This window comes from Mycobacterium sp., from assembly GCF_049683935.1.
In the GTDB taxonomy this organism is placed as follows: Bacteria; Actinomycetota; Actinomycetes; order Mycobacteriales; family Mycobacteriaceae; genus Mycobacterium.
The window spans coordinates 1-19,086 of sequence record NZ_JBAUJR010000402.1 but is presented as its reverse complement, the minus strand read 5'-3'; the positions used below and the strand labels follow the sequence as shown (position 1 = coordinate 19,086).

20 protein-coding genes are annotated in these 19,086 nt (G+C 67.8%); 10 read left to right on the top strand and 10 right to left on the bottom strand.

The annotated features are described in order from the left end of the window. The first annotated feature begins 20 nt into the window (after positions 1-20). Positions 21-689, top strand: a complete 669-nt coding sequence (gene aztA / locus WA965_RS22950; protein WP_526302167.1) for a zinc ABC transporter ATP-binding protein AztA — start codon at positions 21-23, stop codon at positions 687-689. On the opposite strand, the gene WA965_RS22945 is transcribed toward aztA, so the two are convergent. After that, positions 682-1,188 carry a hypothetical protein gene (locus WA965_RS22945; RefSeq protein WP_526302165.1) on the bottom strand — a complete coding sequence of 169 codons (507 nt, stop codon included), beginning with the start codon at positions 1,186-1,188 and terminating at the stop codon, positions 682-684. The two genes, aztA and WA965_RS22945, sit on opposite strands and share 8 nt — an antisense overlap. Positions 1,189-1,237: 49 nt before the next feature. Between WA965_RS22945 and WA965_RS22940 the strand changes: the two genes are divergently transcribed. Then, positions 1,238-2,002: a LamB/YcsF family protein gene (locus WA965_RS22940; RefSeq protein WP_526302163.1), complete on the top strand. Its 765-nt coding sequence runs from the start codon at positions 1,238-1,240 to the stop codon at positions 2,000-2,002. On the opposite strand, the gene WA965_RS22935 is transcribed toward WA965_RS22940, so the two are convergent. Then, positions 1,999-2,349 (bottom strand): ArsR/SmtB family transcription factor, encoded by a 351-nt coding sequence (locus WA965_RS22935; protein WP_526302157.1) that lies wholly within the window; start codon positions 2,347-2,349, stop codon positions 1,999-2,001. The genes WA965_RS22940 and WA965_RS22935 overlap by 4 nt on opposite strands. Positions 2,350-2,435: 86 nt before the next feature. Between WA965_RS22935 and WA965_RS22930 the strand changes: the two genes are divergently transcribed. The 3 genes from WA965_RS22930 to WA965_RS22920 are packed head-to-tail and all read left to right on the top strand — an operon-like array spanning position 2,436 to position 5,803. Continuing rightward, the gene (locus WA965_RS22930) at positions 2,436-3,638 is read left to right on the top strand and encodes an MFS transporter (RefSeq protein ID WP_526302191.1); all 1,203 of its coding nucleotides are present in this window, start codon (positions 2,436-2,438) and stop codon (positions 3,636-3,638) included. A 9-nt stretch (positions 3,639-3,647) separates the two neighbouring features. Continuing rightward, positions 3,648-4,562, top strand: a complete 915-nt coding sequence (locus WA965_RS22925) for an MBL fold metallo-hydrolase (protein WP_526302155.1) — start codon at positions 3,648-3,650, stop codon at positions 4,560-4,562. Next, positions 4,553-5,803 (top strand): SLC13 family permease, encoded by a 1,251-nt coding sequence (locus tag WA965_RS22920; RefSeq protein ID WP_526302153.1) that lies wholly within the window; start codon positions 4,553-4,555, stop codon positions 5,801-5,803. Before WA965_RS22925 ends, WA965_RS22920 begins: the two co-directional genes overlap by 10 nt. Positions 5,804-5,825: 22 nt before the next feature. Here the strand turns inward: WA965_RS22920 and WA965_RS22915 are convergent, their stop codons facing one another. After that, the gene (locus WA965_RS22915; RefSeq protein ID WP_526302151.1) at positions 5,826-6,125 is read right to left on the bottom strand and encodes a hypothetical protein; all 300 of its coding nucleotides are present in this window, start codon (positions 6,123-6,125) and stop codon (positions 5,826-5,828) included. 322 nt (positions 6,126-6,447) lie between these two features. Here WA965_RS22915 and WA965_RS22910 point away from each other — a divergent pair, with 322 nt between their 5' ends. Continuing rightward, positions 6,448-9,204 carry a helix-turn-helix transcriptional regulator gene (locus WA965_RS22910; RefSeq protein WP_526302149.1) on the top strand — a complete coding sequence of 919 codons (2,757 nt, stop codon included), beginning with the start codon at positions 6,448-6,450 and terminating at the stop codon, positions 9,202-9,204. A gap of 23 nt (positions 9,205-9,227) precedes the next feature. Here WA965_RS22910 and rlmB read toward each other — a convergent pair whose 3' ends face one another. The 4 genes from rlmB to WA965_RS22890 are packed head-to-tail and all read right to left on the bottom strand — an operon-like array spanning position 9,228 to position 12,611. Then, entirely contained in the window at positions 9,228-10,178 is a 951-nt protein-coding gene (gene rlmB, locus WA965_RS22905) for a 23S rRNA (guanosine(2251)-2'-O)-methyltransferase RlmB (protein WP_526448109.1), read from the bottom strand. Further along, positions 10,178-11,569: a cysteine--tRNA ligase gene (gene cysS / locus WA965_RS22900; RefSeq protein WP_526302189.1), complete on the bottom strand. Its 1,392-nt coding sequence runs from the start codon at positions 11,567-11,569 to the stop codon at positions 10,178-10,180. The genes rlmB and cysS overlap by 1 nt, the downstream gene beginning before the upstream one ends. A gap of 47 nt (positions 11,570-11,616) precedes the next feature. Continuing rightward, positions 11,617-12,117, bottom strand: coding sequence for a 2-C-methyl-D-erythritol 2,4-cyclodiphosphate synthase (gene ispF, locus WA965_RS22895; protein WP_526302145.1), 501 nt, complete (start codon positions 12,115-12,117; stop codon positions 11,617-11,619). A 5-nt stretch (positions 12,118-12,122) separates the two neighbouring features. Beyond that, complete coding sequence (locus tag WA965_RS22890; RefSeq protein ID WP_178361561.1) at positions 12,123-12,611, bottom strand: CarD family transcriptional regulator; 489 nt, start codon at positions 12,609-12,611, stop codon at positions 12,123-12,125. 305 nt (positions 12,612-12,916) lie between these two features. On the opposite strand from WA965_RS22890, the gene WA965_RS22885 reads away from it, so the two are divergent. The 3 genes from WA965_RS22885 to disA all read left to right on the top strand — a co-directional run bounded on the left by WA965_RS22885 (position 12,917) and on the right by disA (position 16,140). Then, positions 12,917-13,513 carry a copper chaperone PCu(A)C domain-containing protein gene (locus tag WA965_RS22885; RefSeq protein ID WP_526302143.1) on the top strand — a complete coding sequence of 199 codons (597 nt, stop codon included), beginning with the start codon at positions 12,917-12,919 and terminating at the stop codon, positions 13,511-13,513. Between the two features lie 77 nt (positions 13,514-13,590). Beyond that, positions 13,591-14,979, top strand: a complete 1,389-nt coding sequence (gene radA, locus WA965_RS22880; protein WP_526448108.1) for a DNA repair protein RadA — start codon at positions 13,591-13,593, stop codon at positions 14,977-14,979. 42 nt (positions 14,980-15,021) lie between these two features. After that, positions 15,022-16,140, top strand: coding sequence for a DNA integrity scanning diadenylate cyclase DisA (gene disA / locus WA965_RS22875; RefSeq protein WP_526302139.1), 1,119 nt, complete (start codon positions 15,022-15,024; stop codon positions 16,138-16,140). A 10-nt stretch (positions 16,141-16,150) separates the two neighbouring features. Here the strand turns inward: disA and WA965_RS22870 are convergent, their stop codons facing one another. Next, complete coding sequence (locus WA965_RS22870; RefSeq protein ID WP_526302137.1) at positions 16,151-16,924, bottom strand: hypothetical protein; 774 nt, start codon at positions 16,922-16,924, stop codon at positions 16,151-16,153. A gap of 59 nt (positions 16,925-16,983) precedes the next feature. Continuing rightward, on the bottom strand, positions 16,984-17,604 hold the full coding sequence (locus tag WA965_RS22865; protein WP_526302135.1) for a carbonic anhydrase: 621 nt from the start codon (positions 17,602-17,604) through the stop codon (positions 16,984-16,986). Between WA965_RS22865 and WA965_RS22860 the strand changes: the two genes are divergently transcribed. Beyond that, on the top strand, positions 17,603-18,502 hold the full coding sequence (locus WA965_RS22860; protein WP_526302133.1) for an iron-sulfur binding domain-containing protein: 900 nt from the start codon (positions 17,603-17,605) through the stop codon (positions 18,500-18,502). The two genes, WA965_RS22865 and WA965_RS22860, sit on opposite strands and share 2 nt — an antisense overlap. A gap of 28 nt (positions 18,503-18,530) precedes the next feature. Here the strand turns inward: WA965_RS22860 and WA965_RS22855 are convergent. Then, a partial coding sequence (locus tag WA965_RS22855) for a tripartite tricarboxylate transporter permease (protein WP_526448107.1) occupies positions 18,531-19,086 on the bottom strand: 556 nt, incomplete at its 5' end.

Genomic DNA, 19,086 nt, shown 5'->3' with positions numbered 1-19,086 from the left:
GTCGTACACTCTTAGCAGTAATGACAATCATTTTCAATAAACAGAGGTCGAGGCACCCCGGCGTCGATGTGGATGGCATCGACTTCGGCCATCCCGGAACCGTGGTGTTCCGGGACCTGACGGTGTCCATGGCGCCGGGCGCCGTCACCGCCCTCGCGGGGTCGAATGGGTCGGGGAAGTCGACCTTGCTGGGCCTGATCGCCGGGGTCCTACGACCCGACCACGGCCAGATCCGCGTCGGTGCATGCAACGTCGCCTTCGCAGTGCAACGCAGCGCCGTCACCGACTCCTTCCCGATCACCGTCGCCGACGCCGTCATGATGGGTCGCTGGCGCCACCTCGGCCTGCTCCGTCGCCCCGGTGCCGTCGACCGCGCCATCGTCTCTAGATGGCTGAACGATCTCGGCCTGGGGGATCTGCGCGACCGCGGCCTGGGCGAGCTCTCGGGCGGCCAACGGCAACGCGTGCTGTTGGCGCAGGCGTTCGCTCAGGAGGCTTCGATCCTGCTGCTCGACGAACCCACCACCGGTCTCGACGCTGCAGCGCGCTCCGTGGTGACCGCGCACCTGCGGGCGATCGCCGACTCCGGTGCGACAGTCATCGCCGCCACACACGATGCGGATGTGATGCGCGCAGCCGATTTCCGCATCGAGCTCGACACGGTCGGCCGCACCGACGCAGCTAGCTGAACACCGTGAGCGGGAGCGCAACGAGACCGCTCTGCGCGCGTACCGACAGCACATAACGGCCGTCGGACGGTGCGGAAACACGCAATGGGGCCACCACAAAACCGATCTCACCGCCGAGACTGGATTCAGGCACATCAAAATCGTGCTCCGTCGATCCGCCCCCGGGGGTGGTGATCGTCAGGTTGACCGTCGGCGCCTTGTCGAACGGCTGCGTCTGGGTGAGGACCACAAGGGTGACAGGGATGACACGATCAGGACCGATGCGATAGGTGTCGACCACACCACCGCGGACATCGAGCTTGTTGTCGACGACCGACGCGGACTCGGCGAGCATGGCACCAGTGACGATCACCGGCCCAAAGTACCTTGAATGAATGCTCGCAGAGGTTGGATCGAGCCGTTTGAGCTTCGAAGCCCTGCAGTTCAATTGTTGCCTGAACCATGATGTTCGACCCTTCATCCGCAGCTCAACATGTTTGTCGAGATCGCGATTGGCCATCGGCGGATACCTCAAACCGCTGAGCGGCGCGCACGGCTAAACTGGCGAGGTGCCAGCACTTTCGGTCGACCTCAACGCTGATCTCGGCGAAAGCTTCGGCGTTTGGACACTCGGCGACGACGAGGCCATGTTGGACATCGTCACTTCGGCGAATGTGGCCTGTGGCTTTCACGCTGGGGACGCGGCCACCTTGGCGCGCACCTGCCGCGCGGCGGCCAGTCGCGGTATCCGCATCGGCGCACAGGTGAGCTACCGAGATCTCGCCGGCTTCGGCAGGCGCTTCATCGACGTGGATCCTGAAGAGCTCACCGCCGATATCGTCTACCAGATCGGTGCCCTGCAAGCCCTGGCCCGAGTCGCGGGATCAAACCTCAGTTATGTCAAACCCCATGGAGCGCTGTACAACGCCGTCGTCGATCACCGCAAGCAGGCCCGTGCGGTGGCAGAGGCGGTGCACTCTGTGGACCCAGCGCTACCGGTGCTTGGCTTGGCGGGATCGGTGCTCTTCACCGAACTCGAGCGGCTGGGTCTGCGGACGGTGCCCGAGGCCTTCGCCGACCGGGCGTACCGCCCAGACGGCAAGCTCGTGTCGCGTCAGGAACGCAACGCAGTACTTCACGACGTCGATGAGATCGCCGATCGCGTGATCTCGATGGTCACAGCGGGGCGGGTCACCGCCGTGGACGGATCACCTATAGCAATCACCGTCGAATCCGTTTGTGTGCACGGAGATTCGCCAGGGGCGGTGCAGATCGCCACTGCGGTGCGGCAGCGACTCACCGCCGACGGCGTGCGCCTGGCTCCATTCAACTAGAGATCGGCGTCCTGGTTCGCACTCGAGACGACGGCGCCGAGCAGCCCGGGAATGGCGGTGTCGACCTCATCGCGACGCAGCCGCTGGTAGGTGAGGCCGTCGATCACCAACCGTTCGGTCACGCCGGCCTCGCGCAGAATCTTGAAATGGTGCGTCGCCGTCGACTTGTTGATTCCGTCGTACAGAGCGCCACACTGTAGGGGTGTGCCTGCGTTGAACAGCCGGCGGACCACCTCGAGGCGGACCGGATCCTGGATTGCGCTGAGCACTCGTTGCACCGATCCGACCGGCGTCACCGTGTCGTCGGCGACCTGTCCGCCGTCAGCCAATGGAGTGCCCTTCGTCACGAGCGGTTTGATGATTGTCAAACCGAGCGTACGCTCGATCAGGTTCGATGTTCGTCAAACCTACTCGACCGGAGAGTGGCACTGCGATGGTGGCGTTCGACCGTTCGACTATTGACACGCAGCGGTGGGCCTACCCGCTGTTGCTCGTGCTCAGCGGAGTCGCACTGGGGGTATCCGGACTTCCCGCACCCCTGTACGGGATCTACGAAGCGAGCTGGCACCTCTCACCGCTCGCCACCACGATGGTATTCGCGGTCTACGCCCTCGCCGCGCTCGTCGCGGTCCTGGTTTCGGGCAGGATCTCTGACGTTGTCGGCCGCAAGCCGGTGCTCATCGGAGCACTGATCGCGTTGCTCGTCGGTCTCGGTGTTTTCCTCGTCGCCGACAGCATGGCAACCCTCCTCCTCGCACGCGCCATTCACGGAGCGGCAGTCGGATCGATCGTGGTGGCCGGGGCGGCCGCGCTCCTGGACCTGCGGCCGGATCACGGCGTGCGCTCAGGGCAACTCAGTGGTGTCAGCCTCAACGTCGGAATGACGGTGGCGATCATCGGTTCGGCCCTGCTGGCTCAGTACGCGCCGCACCCGCTTCGAACGCCGTACGCAGTGGTCGCGGTCGTCTGCCTCGTGCTTGGCGTCGGCCTCCTGGCGCTGCGGGAACCGCACACCGCCCGCGCCAGCGGTCCGATCCGGATCGCCAGACCCGCGGTGCCCCAGGAAATCCGGGGCGATTTCTGGTTCTCGGCGCTCGGCGTGATGGCGTCCTGGTCGGTGCTCGGCGTGTTGCTGTCGCTCTACCCGTCGCTGGCGGCACGGCAGGCCCACATCGACAACCTCGTCTTCGGTGGCGGCGTCGTCGGCACCACCGCCTTCGCCGCAGCGCTCGCACAACTCGCGGCGACGCGGCTGCCCGCGAGGTACTCGGCGATCATCGGCGACATCGGAATGGCGGTGTCCTTGCTGCTCACGATTCCGGTGTTGCTGACTCATCAATGGCAGTTGGTGTTCGTCGCCGCGGCCCTGCTCGGCGTGACGTTCGGGCTCGGCTTCGGTGGGTCGCTGCGGCACCTGTCCGACGTGGTGCCCGCCGACCGCCGTGGCGAGACGATGTCGGCGTTCTATCTCTTGGCATACACGGCGATGGCGGTGCCCACGCTCATCGCGGGGTGGGCGGCGACGCAGTGGGATCTCGCCTCGGTGTTCCCGTGGTTCGCGGGCACCGTCGCCGCTGCGTGCCTCGGCGCCGCCATCGCCGGGACGCACAGCGTGAGGGCGGCCCGCACACCCTAGGGTGGCTCCATGCGCCTGAAGCTCGGCCGGCCCGACCTGAGCGGCTATGGTTCTCATTTCGACCTACCCGAGGCCTCCCAGGCGTCCCCAATGTCAGTGGCGTGGGGAGGCGTCACGACGCTACTCGTCGACGACGGCACCTCAGCGGTCATGACCGACGGATTCTTCTCCCGGCCAAGCCTTCTCAGCGTCGCTTCCCGTCCGCTGGCCTCATCGCGCGCGCGGATCGACTCAGCTCTGTCACAGCTCGGAGTGAACCGCCTCGACGCGGTGGTTCCCGTGCACACCCACTTCGACCATGCGATGGACTCCGCGGTGGTCGCCGGATTGACCGGTGCCCGGCTGCTCGGCGGTGCGTCGGCGGCCTTCATCGGGCGTGGCCACGGTCTCGAGTGTGTCGACACCGTCGAGTCGGGCGAGCCGGTCACCGTGGGCAACTTCGACATCACGCTGATCGAGGGCAACCACTGCCCGCCGGATCGCTTTCCCGGCGCCATCACGGCACCGGTCGTCCCCCCGGCCGAGGTGTCGGCGTACAGATGTGGCGAGGCATGGTCCATGCTCGTGGACCACCGACCCACCGGCCGGGCGCTGCTGATCGTCGGTAGCGCGGGCTTCGTGCCGGGCGCGCTGACCGGCAGGCGTGCCGACGCGGTCTACCTGGGAGTCGGGCAACTGGGACTCCAGCCGCAGAGCTACCTCACCGAGTACTGGACACAGACCGTGCGGATGGTCGGCGCCCGCAGGGTCGTGCTGATCCACTGGGACGACTTCTTCCGCCCGCTGGACAAGCCGCTGCGCGCGATATCGTACGCCGTCGACGATCTGGACGTCTCGATGCGAGTGCTGACCCGACTGGCCGCCGAGGACGGCGTGCAGTTGCACCTCCCCACGCTCTGGCAACGCGCCGATCCATGGAGCTGACGTTCGCGCTGCTGGCGCTCGTCGCGGTGCTCGGATTCGCACTGATCCGGCCGCACGGATGGCCCGAGGCGATCGTGGCGGTACCGGCGGCGGCGCTGGTCCTCGCCATCGGCGCGATCTCCTGGCCCGCCGCGACCGCCGAAGTGGGCCGGCTACTGCCGGTGGTGGGATTCCTCGCCGCGGTACTGGTCCTGGCGCGGCTGTGTGACGACGAGGGGCTGTTCCGGGCAGCCGGCCTGATGATGGCCAGAGCCACCTCGGGTAGCCAGAACCGTTTTCTGGCTTCAATATTCGCCATCGCCGCCGCGGTGACCGCGATCCTCAGCCTGGACGCCACCGTGGTGCTGCTGACACCGGTCGTCCTGGCCACCGCGCGCACACTCGCCGTTCCGGCCCGACCGCACGCGTACGCCACCGCACATCTGGCCAACAGCGCGTCCCTTCTGCTGCCGGTGTCCAACCTCACCAACCTGCTGGCGTTCAGCGCTGCCGGGTTGACATTCGTGCACTTCGCCGCCGTGATGACGTTGCCCTGGCTGGCCGCCATTGCCGTCGAGTTCATTTTGCTACGTTGGCTTTTCGCCAAGGACCTGGCAGTGCACCCCCGCCGCGATGCGCCGGTGGAGCCGATCGAGGTGCCGAAGTTCGCCCTCAGCGTGCTCGGCCTGACCCTCGTCGGCTTCGCCGTCACGTCGCTTCTCGGGTTCTCGCCGGCGTGGGCCGCGCTCGCCGGAGCGCTGGTGCTGGGTGTCCGCGGCCTCGCCCGCGGCCACACGTCCGCCGCTCGGATCGTCGCTGCGCTCGACATTCCGTTCCTCGCCTTTGTGCTCTGCCTCGGCGTCGTGGTCGCCGCGGTGATGAACAGCGGGCTGGAATCAGTGATGCAGCAGGTGATTCCCGACGGACAGGGCCTGCTCGCGCTGCTCGCGATCGCCGCCGTGGCCGCCGTGCTGTCCAACGTCGTCAACAACCTCCCCGCCGTGCTGGTGCTGCTGCCTCTGGTGACCGCGGCCGGTCCCGCCGCGGTGCTCGCGGTGCTGATCGGGGTGAACATCGGGCCGAACCTGACCTATGTGGGCTCTCTGGCCAACCTGCTGTGGCGCACGGTGGTGCGCCGCGACATGACCGACGGCAGTGCCGGTTTCGTCGAATTCAGCCGGATCGGCGTGTGTACGACGCCGGCAGTGCTGGTGGCGGCTGTCCTGGGCCTGTGGGCGGGGATCAAACTGTTCGGGATCTGACCGTTGCGTGCCGGGCGGGCCGTCACTGCATACGGCTTGTGACGATGCGTGCATCCACCCCGCTGGTGAGCCGCTCGGCGGGTGTGCCGGCGTGAGCGCAGGCCGCGATCACCGAATCCGGCGACTCCGCAGCGAACAAGCCGTAAAGCACCTCGTCGGCGGGAGCTGCCAACACCGCCATCAACGTCGTCGCGGGGCCTGTGCCGGTGCCGGAGGCAACGGCACCTCTGGTCAAGCCGGCCACGAGCGCGTCGAGGTCGTGTTCGGTGACATCGGGTCGATACCATTCGACCAGGTAGTAACCGCATTCCTCAGCCCACACGAGGCAAACCGTAGGCCTGCCGAAGTGTCGACAAATCAGGGGTTTCCCTCGTGTTTCCCCGCTGGCCGCGCCCGAATCGCGAGGGTCTGCCGGGTCCACACCGCTGCTGACCTGCCGATACGAGTCCTTGCGGGTCCGTGGCCAGCTGTTGTCGGCCAACTGGCGCACACTCTGCACAACCCGAGCCAGCTGATAGGCTCGTTCAACGATCGGATACCTGGCAAACCAGGGGAGGTTCCTACAGGTGGAGCCCAGGTCGCCACGCTCGCGTGGTCCAGCGCCCACAGCAGGAAACCCGTCACCGATCCGCCACCAGGCCACTGTGCGTCGACCGGTCGAAGCACGCGCGATCGACGGTTTCTTGGCCGCGGCCACCAAAGCCCCGGCGGCTCTGGTGATCGAGGGTGAGCCAGGGATCGGCAAGACCACCCTATGGCTGGCGGCGTTGTCGCAGGCGGCGGAGTCGGGGTTTCAGGTGCTCTCTGCGCGCGGCGCGCAATCCGAGTCGATCCTGGCCTATACCGGCTTGGAGGATCTGCTCGGCGACGTCGACCACGCCGTGATCGCCGAACTGCCCGCGCCGCAACGTGCCGCGGTCGAGAACGTGCTGCTCCGCCCCCAAGCACCCGGTCGGGGCACCGACCAACACGCGTTGTCGGCTGCGCTGATGTCAGCTCTGGACACCATGATGGCGACGGCGCCGGTGCTGCTGGCCATCGACGACCTGCAGTGGCTGGATCCCTCCAGCATGGCTGTGGTGGCCTTCGCCGCTCGCCGCTTCACCGGACCGGTAGGAGTGCTGGTCACCGCGCGCAACGACCCCAACGGCGTCACCGCGATCGCGCGGGTGCAGTTGTCCCGCCCCGACGCGGTCGACCGGCTCCGGGTGCGACCGCTGAGCCTCGGCGGGGTCGGCGCGTTGATCGCCGAACGGCTGAACCGCTCATTCACCCGTCCGGTACTGCGCCGAATTCACCAGTCGGCGGGCGGAAATCCTTTGTACGCGCTGGAATTGGCGCGAGCAATCGACGCTGCCGCCCCCACCGCGGGCGCGGCCTCCCAGGTGCAGCTCCCCGCGACGCTGACCGACGTGGTGCAGGCCCGCATCGGTAGCCTGCCGAGCGTTGTTCAAGACGCGCTCCTGGTGGTGGCGTGCGCGGGAACACCCACCGTGGCGCTGGTCGCTCACGCCATCGGCGCCGAGATCTCCCAGGCTGCCGCGTTGCTCGAGGCCGCTGAGGTCGACGACGTCATCGTCATCGACGGGCAACATCCACGTTTCGCCCATCCGTTGTTCGCCCACGGTGTCTACACCGGTGCCGCAGCCGGTCGGCGCCGTGCTATTCATCGGCGGTTGGCCGAAGTCGTCGAAGAGCCCGAGTTGGCGGCCAGACACCTGGCGCTGGGATCCGTCCATGGCGATTCCGTGCTGTGGGAGTCCCTCGACGCAGCCGCCGAATCGGCGCGCCGACGCGGAGCCCCTGCGGCCGCCGCGGAACTCATCGAACTGTCCGTCGGGCTCGGGGGCGGCACCACGACCCGCCTTGTCCGGATGGCCGGCTACCTGCTGCACGCCGGCGATGTCAGGCGGGCTCGAACGCTGCTTGAGGAAGTCCTCGACGAGCCGGCCGCCGGCAAGGCGCGCATTCACGCTCTGCGATTGCTCGCCGAGGTGCGCATGGTCGACGACAGCTTCGGGGAGGCCGCCGAACTGCTCAAGGAAGCGCTTGCAGAAACCGGTGACAACCTGGCGTTATGCGCGCAACTCTCGGTGAATTTGTCGTTCGCTCAGGGCAATGCCGGCGACCATGCCGGAGCTCTGAGCACTCTTGAAGACGCGGTGACCAATGCCGAGCGGCTCGGCCACCGGCTGCTGCTCGCGCAGGCGTTGGCAATCCGGACCGTCCAGCGTTTCCTCCTCGGCCAGGGCCTCGACGAGGCCGAGCTCGCGCGAGCCGTCGAGCTCGAGGATCCCGGCGCCGCCATGCCACTTGCGTTGCGCCCCAGCACCAACAACGCGCTCCTGGCGCTGTGGAGCGGACAGCTGGACCGCGCCCACGAACTGATGGCCACGCTCCGTAGGCGGTGTCTTGCCGACGGCCGCGAAGTCGACCTCGTATACCTGGCCTTCCATCACGCGCAGTTGGAATTGTGGCGGGGCAACCCTGCTGAGGCCGCCACGATCACCGATGACGTAGTCGAACGGGCCGCCCAGCTGGGGGGCGACTTTCCGCTGTACGTGGCGCTGACCACCAGTGCGGCGCTTGCCGCATACGCCGGCCGCGTCGACGAAGCTCGCCGCGACGCCCAAGAAGCGCTCGCTGCCACCCGCCGCTTCGGGTCTGACGCAATCGATGTGTGGCCGGTGGCGATTCTCGCGTTTCTGGAAGTCTCGGTGGCTGATTTTGCAGCCGCGGAGGCGGTCGTTGCGCCGGTATTGGCTCGACTGGACCGGGCTCCGGACGCCACTGAGATCAACGTCGCACCGTTTCTTCCCGATGCCATCGAGGCTCTCCTCGGGCTGGGTCGCCGTGCCGAGGCTCAGGCTCTGATCGAGCGGCTGGAATGCAACGGCCAGCGCCTCGACCGACCATGGATGCTCGCCCTCGGTGGTCGGAGCCGCGCCCTCCTGTTGGCGTTCGACAACGACCTCAGCGCCGCGATCAGCGTCGCAACGCAGGCACTGAAAGAACACGACCGGCTGCCGATGCCGTTCGAGCGCGCCCGCACCCAGCTGGTGCTCGGCCAGCTCCACCGCCGGCAACGACGACTTGACGCCGCTTCGTCCGACTTGACCGAAGCGATGAACACCTTCGAGAAGCTGAACACCCCGCTGTGGGCCGCGCGAGCCCACGCCGAACTCATCCGCACCAAGCCAAGCCGAAATCAGCCCGGTGTTTTGACCGACACCGAACAGCGCGTCGCGGAACTGGCTGCGGCGGGGATGAACAACCGCGACATCGCCGCGGCACTGTTCATCAGCCTCAAGACCGTCGAGGCCAACCTCACCCGCGCCTACCGCAAACTCGGTATCCGTTCCCGGGCACAGATCGGCGCTCGCCTACGCGGGCGCTTGTGACGGCCGGTCGCGCCGAGCACCGTCTAACCCCTGCGCTGCCGGGCGATCTCGGCCAGCACGACGCCGGCCGCGACCGACGCATTGAGCGACTCGGTGGGACCGGCCATCGGGATGGACACGATGGCATCGCAGTTCTCCCGCACCAGCCGCGACAATCCCTTGCCCTCCGACCCGACCACGACCACGATCGGTCCGTCGCCGGCGATCTCGTCGATCGCGGTGTCCCCGTCGGCATCGAGGCCGACAACCTGCAGACCTGAATCCGCCCACTGCTTGAGCGTGCGGTTCAGGTTCGTCGCCCGTGCCACGGGCAACCGGGCGGCCGCCCCGGCGCTGGTGCGCCACGCCACCGCGGTCACCGACGCCGATCTGCGCTGCGGGATCAGCACACCGTGGCCGCCGAACGCCGCCACCGACCGGACGATGGCGCCGAGGTTGCGTGGGTCGGAGATGTTGTCCAGCGCGACCAGAAGCGGCGGGGCCGCTTCACGTTTCGCCTCGGCGAGCAGGTCGTCGGGATGCGCATAGTTGTAGGGCGGCACCTGCAGGGCCAGTCCCTGGTGCATGCCGTTGGCCGCGATCCGATCCAGGTCGTGGCGGGGCACCTCCAGTATCGAGATCCCTTTGTCGGCCGCGATCTGCACGGCTTCGGTGAGCCGTTCGTCGGAGTCGGTTCCCAGCGCCACGTACAGCGCGGTCGCCGGCGCTCCGGCGCGCAGGCACTCCAGAACCGGATTGCGACCGAGCACGATCTCGGTCTCTTGAGACTTTGAAGGCCTACGTGCCTTGCCCTGCTGCTTGCGGGCGGCTTGGGCGGCGCGCTTGCCCGCCGGGTGGTGGGGCCGCTGACTCGCCGGCGGTGTCGCGCCCTTGCCTTCCAGCCCACGACGCCGGACGCCGCCCGATCCGACCGTCGGCCCCTTCTTGGTGCCGGACTTCCGCACCGCGCCTCGCCGCTGGGAATTGCCCGCCATTACTTGTCCGTCCCGTCCAACAGTGACCACTGCGGGCCGTCAGAGGTGTCGGTGACCTCGATGCCCGCCTCCTTGAGCCGGTCGCGGATCGCGTCGGCTTCCGCCCAGTCGCGGCTTGCCCTGGCCTCGGCACGCCTGCGTACCTCAGCCTGCACCAACACGTCGACCGCCGCCAGCGCTGCCGACGTCTCGTCCCGCGACTCCCAGCGTTCGTCGAGCGGATCGGCACCGAGGATCCCCATCATCGCCCTGATCGACATCGCCTGGGTCAACGCTGTCTCGTGGTCTCCGGCATCCAGAGCCCGATTGCCTTCAGCACGTGCGGCATGGACCTCGGCGAGCGCGGCGGGCACCGCAAGGTCGTCGTCGAGCGCCGCGCCGAACTTCGCCGTCCACTCCCCCGGCGCCACCGCCCCGACGCGGCTGCGCACCCGGTGCAGGAAGTCCTCGATCCCCGCGTACGCCTTCGCCGCATCCTGCAGGGCGTTCTCGGAGAACTCCAGCATCGACCGGTAGTGCGCGCTGCCCAGGTAATAGCGCAGCTCTGCTGCGCGAACCCGTTGCAGCACAGCAGGTATTGCCAGGACATTGCCCAACGACTTGCTCATCTTCTCGCCACCCATGGTGACCCAGCCGTTGTGCAGCCAGAACCGCGCGAACCCGTCACCGGCAGCTTCGGCCTGCGCGATCTCGTTCTCGTGGTGCGGGAAGACCAGATCCATCCCACCGGCGTGGATGTCGAACTCCGCACCGAGGTACGCCTCGCACATCGCGACGCATTCGGTATGCCAGCCCGGCCGACCGCGCCCCCATGGCGTCGGCCACGACGGCTCGCCCGGTTTGGCGCCCTTCCACAGAGTGAAGTCGCGCTGATCCCGCTTGCCGGTCGCGACACCCTCGCCCTGGTGGACGTCGTCGGGCCGGTGCCCGGAGAGCTTGCCGTAGTCGGGAAGTGTCGCGACGTCGAAGTACACATCGCCGTCCCCGGCGTAGGCGTGTCCCCGGTCGATGAGATTCGCGATCAGTTCCACCATCTGGGTGATGTGGCCGGTCGCCCTGGGCTCTGCCGACGGCGGGAGCACCCCCAGCGCGTCGTATGCAGCGGCGAACGCCCGCTCGTAGGTCGCGGCCCATTCCCACCACGGGCGTCCCGCATCGGCGGCCTTGTGCAGGATCTTGTCGTCGATGTCGGTGACGTTGCGGATGAACGCGACGTCGAAACCCTTGGCGGTCAGCCAGCGGCGCAGTACGTCGAACGCCACGCCGCTGCGGACGTGGCCGATGTGAGGTAGTCCCTGCACCGTCGCACCGCACAGGTAGATCGAGACGTGCCCGGGCCGCAGTGGCGCAAAATCGCGCACACCACCAGACAAGGTGTCATAGAGCCGCATCACTGATGCGGGGCGTTCGGTCACGACGGGCCAGCTTACCGGCCAGTTCAGGCCTGTTCGTCATCGCCGACCACATCGGCTGTCAGGAGCGCGGTGGCGATCGCCGCCAGGCCCTCGCCACGGCCGGTCAGGCCGAGGCCGTCGGTGGTGGTCGCGGACACCGACACGGGGGCGTCCAGGAGATCGGAGAGCAACTGTTGCGCCTCGGCGCGACGCGGACCCACCTTCGGTCGGTTGCCGATCACCTGTACGGCGGCGTTGCCGACCCGCATTCCGGCACCCGTCACAAGCGAGTGCACATGCCTGAGCATGTCGGCGCCACTGACCCCGCGCCACTCGGGTCGGTCGGTCCCGAAGACCTCCCCGATGTCGCCCATGCCCGCTGCGGACAACAGTGCGTCGCACAGGGCATGGGCGGCGACGTCACCGTCGGAGTGCCCGGCGCATCCGTCCTGACCGTCGAACAGCAGGCCCAACAGCCAGCACGGACGCCCGGCTTCGATGGGGTGTACGTCGGTGCCGAGCCCGATTCTCGGGATCGACATCATTGCCTTCAGGAGGCGGTGGCGAGTGCCTCGTCGAGAATGGTCGCGGCCTTCTCGTCTTCGACGTTCTCGGCGAGGGCCAGCTCGCCCACCAGGATCTGCCGGGCCTTGGCCAGCATCCGCTTCTCGCCGGCCGACAGCCCACGCTCCTGGTCACGACGCCAGAGATCACGGACAACCTCGGCAACCTTGTTCACGTCACCGGAAGCAAGCTTCTCGAGATTGGCCTTGTACCGGCGCGACCAGTTGGTCGGCTCCTCGGTGTGCGGAGCGCGCAGCACCTGGAAGACCTTGTCGAGGCCCTCCTGTCCGACGACATCGCGCACGCCCACGTACTCGGCATTGTCAGCGGGTACCCGAACGGTGAGATCTCCCTGGGCGACCTTCAGGACGAGGTATTCCCTCTGCTCGCCCTTGATGGTCCGGGTTTCGATCGCCTCGATCAACGCAGCACCGTGGTGTGGATAGACAACGGTGTCTCCGACCTTAAAAATCATCAGTTTCGAGCCCCTTTCACCCCTCGATGTTAACACGGGCCGCCACCGGGTGCGGATCAACTATGCAGGTCAGGGGCACAGAAGGTGCGGACCAGGGGTTGACATGCCACCGAATCCGTGCAAGACCGGGGGTGTTTGGAGCCGGCGTCGGGGTAGCTGTCGGGCAGTCGCCGACGTCTGGAACCGGCTGTCCGCGAGACGGTTCGCCCCTGCGCTACCGCGCGCATCGGTCACCTACTACTCTGCATAGTCGAACCCTAGTGACCGGCACGCATGTCGCCCCGTCGGCCGAGCAGGAGGCCCCAGTGAACCCCTTCGAACGGCGCGCGCGTGCACACGGCAGGTCGGTCCCCGCTCTGGCGGCGTGCGGCGTGGCCGCAGCCTTCCTTCTGGGCGCCTGCAGCGCCGGCCAGGTCGCCCAAACCGCCACCCAGGAACCCGCGATCAACGGCGTGAGCGCCCTGCTGGGTCCGATCGCGCTGCGCAACATCCACCTGTACGCGGTCCAGACCACCGACTACGTCCAAGAGGGTCAGGATGTGGAATTGGTCTTCGTCGCCGCCAATGCCTCGCCCGATGTCGCCGACGAACTCGTCTCCATCACCTCCGATGTCGGCACCGTGACGTTGTCCGGCGATACCGCTGTTCCGGTCAGCGGCGCGCTCATGGTCGGGAAACCCGATGGCGAGCTCGCGGCGCTGGAGAACGTCGAGCCGGCGGACTCCGCCCAGGCCACCGTGGAGCTCTCCAAGCCCATCACCAACGGGCTGACGTACGACTTCACGTTCACCTTCGAGAAGGCCGGTGAGACGACTGTCGGCGTGCCGATCTCCGCGGGTGAGGCACCGCGTCGTGACTATCCGGTCGAATCCGGCCATTCCGGCGGGGGCGGCGGGCACTGACGCCAACCCGCCGCATCGACGCCCGACACGGCGCCGATCGCTGAGGTTCTGTCGGTCCCGGCGGTTACGGTCACCGCGTGACCCGGGCAAGTTCGAGAACGCGTTCGCAGTACCGCTGTTCGGAATGCCACCACGTCACCGCAAAATGGGTCGGCCGCTGCCCTGACTGTGGCACCTGGGGCACCGTCGACGAGGTCACTCTGACGGCGGGCACCGCGTCGGCGACCAGGCGGGCGGTCACACCCGCCTCTCCCGCGGTGCCGATCAGTTCGATCGATCCCGGGGCCACCCGCCACTTCCACACCGGCGTGAGCGAATTGGACCGCGTGCTCGGTGGTGGCCTGGTGCCCGGATCGGTCACGCTCCTGGCAGGCGATCCGGGTGTCGGCAAGTCCACGCTGCTGCTCGCGGTCGCCCACCGGTGGGCGCAGACCGGTCGGCGGGCGCTGTATCTGTCCGGGGAGGAGTCGGCGGGACAGATCCGATTGCGGGCCGAGCGCACCGGTTGCTCGCACGACGAGGTCTATCTGGCCGCCGAGTCGGACCTGCAGACCGCTCTCGGCCACATCGAGGCCGTGCAACCGTCGCTCGTCGTCGTGGACTCCGTGCAGACGATGTCCACCGCCGAGGTCGACGGTGTCACCGGCGGGGTCACCCAGGTCCGCGCGGTGACCACTGCGCTGACGATGACGGCGAAAACCTCAGGCGTGGCGATACTGCTCGTCGGACACGTCACCAAGGACGGCGCCATCGCCGGACCCCGCTCGCTGGAACACCTCGTTGATGTCGTGCTGCATTTCGAAGGTGATCGCTCCTCGGCGCTGCGCATGGTGCGCGGTGTCAAGAACCGTTTCGGCGCAGCCGACGAGGTGGGCTGTTTCCTGTTGCACGACAACGGAATCGAGTGTGTATCCGATCCTTCCGGCCTGTTCCTCGACCAACGGCCCAAGGCGGTGTCGGGCACCGCGGTGACGGTGACGCTCGACGGCAAGCGCCCGATGATCGGCGAGGTGCAGGCACTGATCGGTTCACCGGCCAGCGGTAGCCCACGCCGCGCGGTCAGCGGCATCGACTCGTCACGCGCGGCGATGATCACCGCGGTGCTGGAGAAACGGGCCAGGCTCCCGGTCGGAGCCAACGACATCTACCTGTCCACCGTCGGTGGCATGCGATTGACCGACTCGTCGTCGGACCTCGCGGTGGCGCTGGCGATCGCGTCCGCCTTCACCGACCTGGCGATGCCGACGACAGCGGTGGCGATCGGTGAGGTCGGGCTGGCCGGGGACCTGCGGCGGGTGACCGGCATGGACCGCAGGCTGGCCGAAGCCGCCCGCCTCGGGTTCACCTGCGCGGTGGTGCCCGCCGGGGTCACCACCGCGCCACCCGGGCTGCAGGTGGTTTCCGCCGACGACATCACCTCGGCGTTGCAGGCTCTGCGCCGGATCAGCCAGAATGGCGCGGACTGACATACCTCCAGGACAGATCGACAACCGATTCGTGGGGAACACATGGCCGTGAAGTCGACGGGACGGACGGCTCGCACGGTGGTGCAGCTTGCCCGGCCGACGCTGCGCGAGACCATCGCCAGGCTGGCGCCCGGAACCGCCCTTCGCGACGGCCTGGAGCGGATCCTGCGCGGCCGAACCGGCGCCTTGATAGTCATCGGTTACGACGACAGCGTGGAGACCATCTGCGACGGCGGCTTCTCGCTGGACGTCCGCTACGCACCTACCCGGCTGCGCGAGCTGTCGAAGATGGACGGTGCGGTGGTGCTCTCCAGCGACGGGAGCCGAATCCTGCGCGCCAACGTCCAGCTGGTGCCCGACCCGTCGATCCCCACCGAGGAGTCCGGCACCAGGCACCGCTCCGCGGAGCGCACCGCGATCCAGACCGGATACCCGGTGATCTCGGTCAGCCATTCGATGAGCATCGTGACCGTCTACGTGGCCGGCGAGCGCCACGTGGTGCCCGAGTCGGCGACGATCCTGTCCCGCGCCAACCAGACCATCGACACTCTGGAGCGCTACAAGACCCGCCTCGAAGAAGTCGGCAGGCAACTCTCGACCGCCGAGATCGAGGACTTCGTGACGCTGCGCGACGTGATGACGGTGGTCCAGCGCCTGGAGATGGTGCGACGGATCAGCCTGGAGCTCGACTCCGACGTCGTCGAGTTGGGCACCGACGGGCGCCAGCTCAAACTGCAGCTCGACGAGCTGGTCGGCGACAACGACACCGACCGCGAGCTGATCGTGCGTGACTACCATGCCAATCCCGAGCCGCCGACGGCCGCTCAGGTCAGCGCGACCCTCGACGAACTCGACGGATTGTCCGACGGGGAACTGCTCGACTTCACCACGCTGGCAAGGGTGTTCGGTTATCCGTCTACCGCCGAAGCCCAGGACTCGGCGATGGCGTCGCGGGGTTACCGCGCCATGGCGGGCATCCCGAGACTGCAGTTCGCGCACGTGGATCTGCTCGTGCGCTCCTTCGGTTCACTGCAGGGGTTGCTCGCGGCCAGCGCCAGCGATCTGCAGTCGGTGGAGGGCATCGGCTCGATGTGGGCGCGCCACATCCGAGAGGGTCTGTCTCAGCTGGCCGAATCCACCATCGCCGACCGGCTCGCGTAGCGGCTGTCGGTCAGCCGACCGGACCGGGAGTCCCCAGGTGCGGGGCCCCCTCGACCGGTACCTGACCCGGCTGGAGAGCCGAATCCGCCAGCGTGAACGGCACCGTCGCAGAGCGCAGGTTGCCCAGCTGGACCACCAGGTTGTAGGTGCCCGCCCCGATGGGCTGGCGCGGCAGCGGACAGTTGGGAGCCGAGCTCATCCCGGTCCAGGTCACCTCGGTGGTGACCTGCTCACCGGGCTGGAAGGTCTTGATCAGCGTCTCGTTGGACGGCGCGCAGTCCAGGTTCGACCACAGCCGCTGGTTGTCCAGTGAGTACACATACGCGGCGAGGACAGCCGCGCCGACGTCGCGCTGGCAGGCGACCAGGCCGATGTTGGTGACGACCATCGTGAATTTCGGCTGATCGCCGACGACGTACTGCGGCACGTTGGTGATGCCCTTGACCGCCAGCGTGGAGTCCGGGCAGTCGTCCCCCTCCTGCAGGATCGGGGGCGGCACGACGGCAGCGGTCGGCGTCGGGGTCGGCGGCGGAGCGTCCTGGGCCGGCGGCTGAACAGGCGACTTGACCTCGGGGTTCTCCCCCGGCAGCGGTGTCGGCGCGGCGGCTTCCTGGTTGGAGGACTCGTTCGCGGTCGGCTGCTCGGAGCTGGTGCTGTTCATCACGACGACTGCGACGATCGCGGCGATCACCCCGATGACGAGCACACCGAGGCCGAGCGCCAGCGCCCTGCGTCGCCAGTAGATCTGGGTGGGCAGCGGGCCCTGCGGTTCTAGATCCAGCACATGTTCACGGTAAGGCCAGGTCACGCCGGGTTGTTCGAGGTTGCCCGGCGTGTCGCGCCTCAGCCTTCGCCGATCTCACCGATATGGTCGCGCAGCACCACCTGTCCGTCGGCCAGGTGGTAGGTCAGGCCGACGATGGCCAGCTCCCCCGAGCGCACCGCCTCGGCGATCGCCGTCGACCTGCTCAGCAGCTGCTTGCCGGTCTCGGTGACGTGCCTGGCCTCGAATTCGTCGATGCGGTTGAGGCCGTCGCGACGGCCCGACAGGATCGAGGGGATGACCCGCTCCACCACGTCGCGGACATAACCGCCAGGCACCTGACCGCTGTCGAGGGCAGCGAGGGTCGCGCCGACGGCGCCGCAGCTGTCGTGGCCCAGAACCGCGATCAGCGGGACCTTCAGGACGGTGACGGCGTACTCGATGGAGCCGAGCACCGAACTGTCGACGACGTGGCCGGCGGTGCGTACCACGAACATGTCGCCGAGGCCCTGGTCGAAAATGATCTCGGCGGCCACCCGACTGTCGGCGCATCCGAAGACCACGGCGGTGGGTTTCTGGGCCACGGCCAGGCTCGCCCGGTGCTCGATGCTCTGGCTGGGATGCTCGGCCTTACCGGCGACGAACCGCTCGTTACCCTCCTTGAGTGCTTTCCAAGCGGTCAACGGGCTTGTGTTGGGCATGGCCGTCATTCTGCCCGAGCGGGCCTCGATGATCGATTCGGGTGAGCTGCTCGGCTGGTACGCACATGCCCAGCGGGATCTGCCGTGGCGGCGTGCCGGGGTCTCGGCCTGGCAGATCCTGGTCAGTGAGTTCATGCTGCAGCAGACCCCGGTGGCACGGGTGGAACCGATCTGGCTGGACTGGATCGCCCGCTGGCCCACGCCGTCGGCGACTGCGGCCGCGAGCGCGGCCGACGTCCTGCGGGCATGGGGAAAGCTCGGATATCCGCGGCGGGCCAAGCGGCTGCACGAATGCGCGACGATGATCGCCGCCGAGCACGCGGATGTGGTTCCCGACGACGTCGACACCCTGCTCTCACTTCCCGGCGTGGGAACCTACACAGCCCGCGCCGTCGCGTGTTTCGCATACGGGCAACGGGTCCCGGTCGTCGACACGAACGTACGGCGGGTGATCGCCCGGGCGGTGCACGGCCGCGAGGATGCCGGCTCGCCGTCGCCCCGCGACCTCGACGACGCCGCCGCGCTGCTTCCCGACGACGACACCGCACCGCAGTTCTCGGTCGCCCTGATGGAACTCGGTGCGACGGTGTGCACGGCCCGCGCACCGCGGTGCGGAGTGTGCCCGCTGAGTCACTGCACATGGCGATCGCTGGGGTTCCCGACGGGAACCGGCACCCCGCGCCGGACACAACGGTATGCCGGCACCGATCGTCAGGTGCGCGGTCGGCTGCTCGATGTGTTGCGCGGCAACACCTTTCCCGTCAGTCGTGCCGAGCTCGATCTGGCGTGGACCACCGACACCGCGCAGCGGGACCGCGCGCTCGATTCACTGCTCGTCGACGGATTGGTGGAGCAGACCGCAGACGGCCGGTTCGCGCTGGCAGGCGAGGCCGACTGACTCACCGATGGCTGGCGCCGGGCCGGAGTCAGACTCCCGCGGCTCGACGGATCCGGATCTTGTTGACGACACTGATCGTGATGACGACGACCAGCAGGATGTAGAGGGTGATGGTGATCGGCGTGCTGACCAACGTCAGCGGGTTGTTCTGCGAGTTGTTCATCGCGGCCCGCAGCGACGATTCCGCGAGCGGGCCGAGGATCACCGCAATCAGCACCGGCGCCAGCGGAACTCCGTACCGGCGCATCATGAATCCGATCAGTCCGAGCCCGAGCATGAACAGCACGTCGACGATCGAGGCACTCGCCGCGTACACCCCGAAGCACGCGAACATCGCGATGCCGGCGTAGAGGTACTCGCGCGGGATGTTGAGCAGCTTGGCCCACAGCGGGGCGAACGGCAGGTTCAGGATGAGCAGCACCACCATCCCGATCAGCAGGCTCGCCAGCAGCGCCCAGACCAGTTCGCCGTTCCGCGCAAAAAGCAAGGGGCCGGGCTGCATCCCGTACTGCTGGAACGCTGCCAGCAGCATCGCCGCGGTTGCCGAGGTCGGCAGGCCGAGCGCGAGCAGGGCACCCATGGCG

Coding starts and splice junctions, on each gene's coding strand:
- aztA (WP_526302167.1), top strand. CDS start 21: ATGACAATCATTTTCAATAAACAGAGGTCGAGGCACCCCGGCGTCGAT.
- WA965_RS22945 (WP_526302165.1), bottom strand. CDS start 1,188: ATGGCCAATCGCGATCTCGACAAACATGTTGAGCTGCGGATGAAGGGT.
- WA965_RS22930 (WP_526302191.1), top strand. CDS start 2,436: ATGGTGGCGTTCGACCGTTCGACTATTGACACGCAGCGGTGGGCCTAC.
- WA965_RS22925 (WP_526302155.1), top strand. CDS start 3,648: ATGCGCCTGAAGCTCGGCCGGCCCGACCTGAGCGGCTATGGTTCTCAT.
- WA965_RS22920 (WP_526302153.1), top strand. CDS start 4,553: ATGGAGCTGACGTTCGCGCTGCTGGCGCTCGTCGCGGTGCTCGGATTC.
- rlmB (WP_526448109.1), bottom strand. CDS start 10,178: ATGGCGGGCAATTCCCAGCGGCGAGGCGCGGTGCGGAAGTCCGGCACC.
- cysS (WP_526302189.1), bottom strand. CDS start 11,569: ATGCGGCTCTATGACACCTTGTCTGGTGGTGTGCGCGATTTTGCGCCA.
- ispF (WP_526302145.1), bottom strand. CDS start 12,117: ATGATGTCGATCCCGAGAATCGGGCTCGGCACCGACGTACACCCCATC.
- WA965_RS22890 (WP_178361561.1), bottom strand. CDS start 12,611: ATGATTTTTAAGGTCGGAGACACCGTTGTCTATCCACACCACGGTGCT.
- disA (WP_526302139.1), top strand. CDS start 15,022: ATGGCCGTGAAGTCGACGGGACGGACGGCTCGCACGGTGGTGCAGCTT.
- WA965_RS22860 (WP_526302133.1), top strand. CDS start 17,603: ATGGCCGTCATTCTGCCCGAGCGGGCCTCGATGATCGATTCGGGTGAG.
- WA965_RS22865 (WP_526302135.1), bottom strand. CDS start 17,604: ATGCCCAACACAAGCCCGTTGACCGCTTGGAAAGCACTCAAGGAGGGT.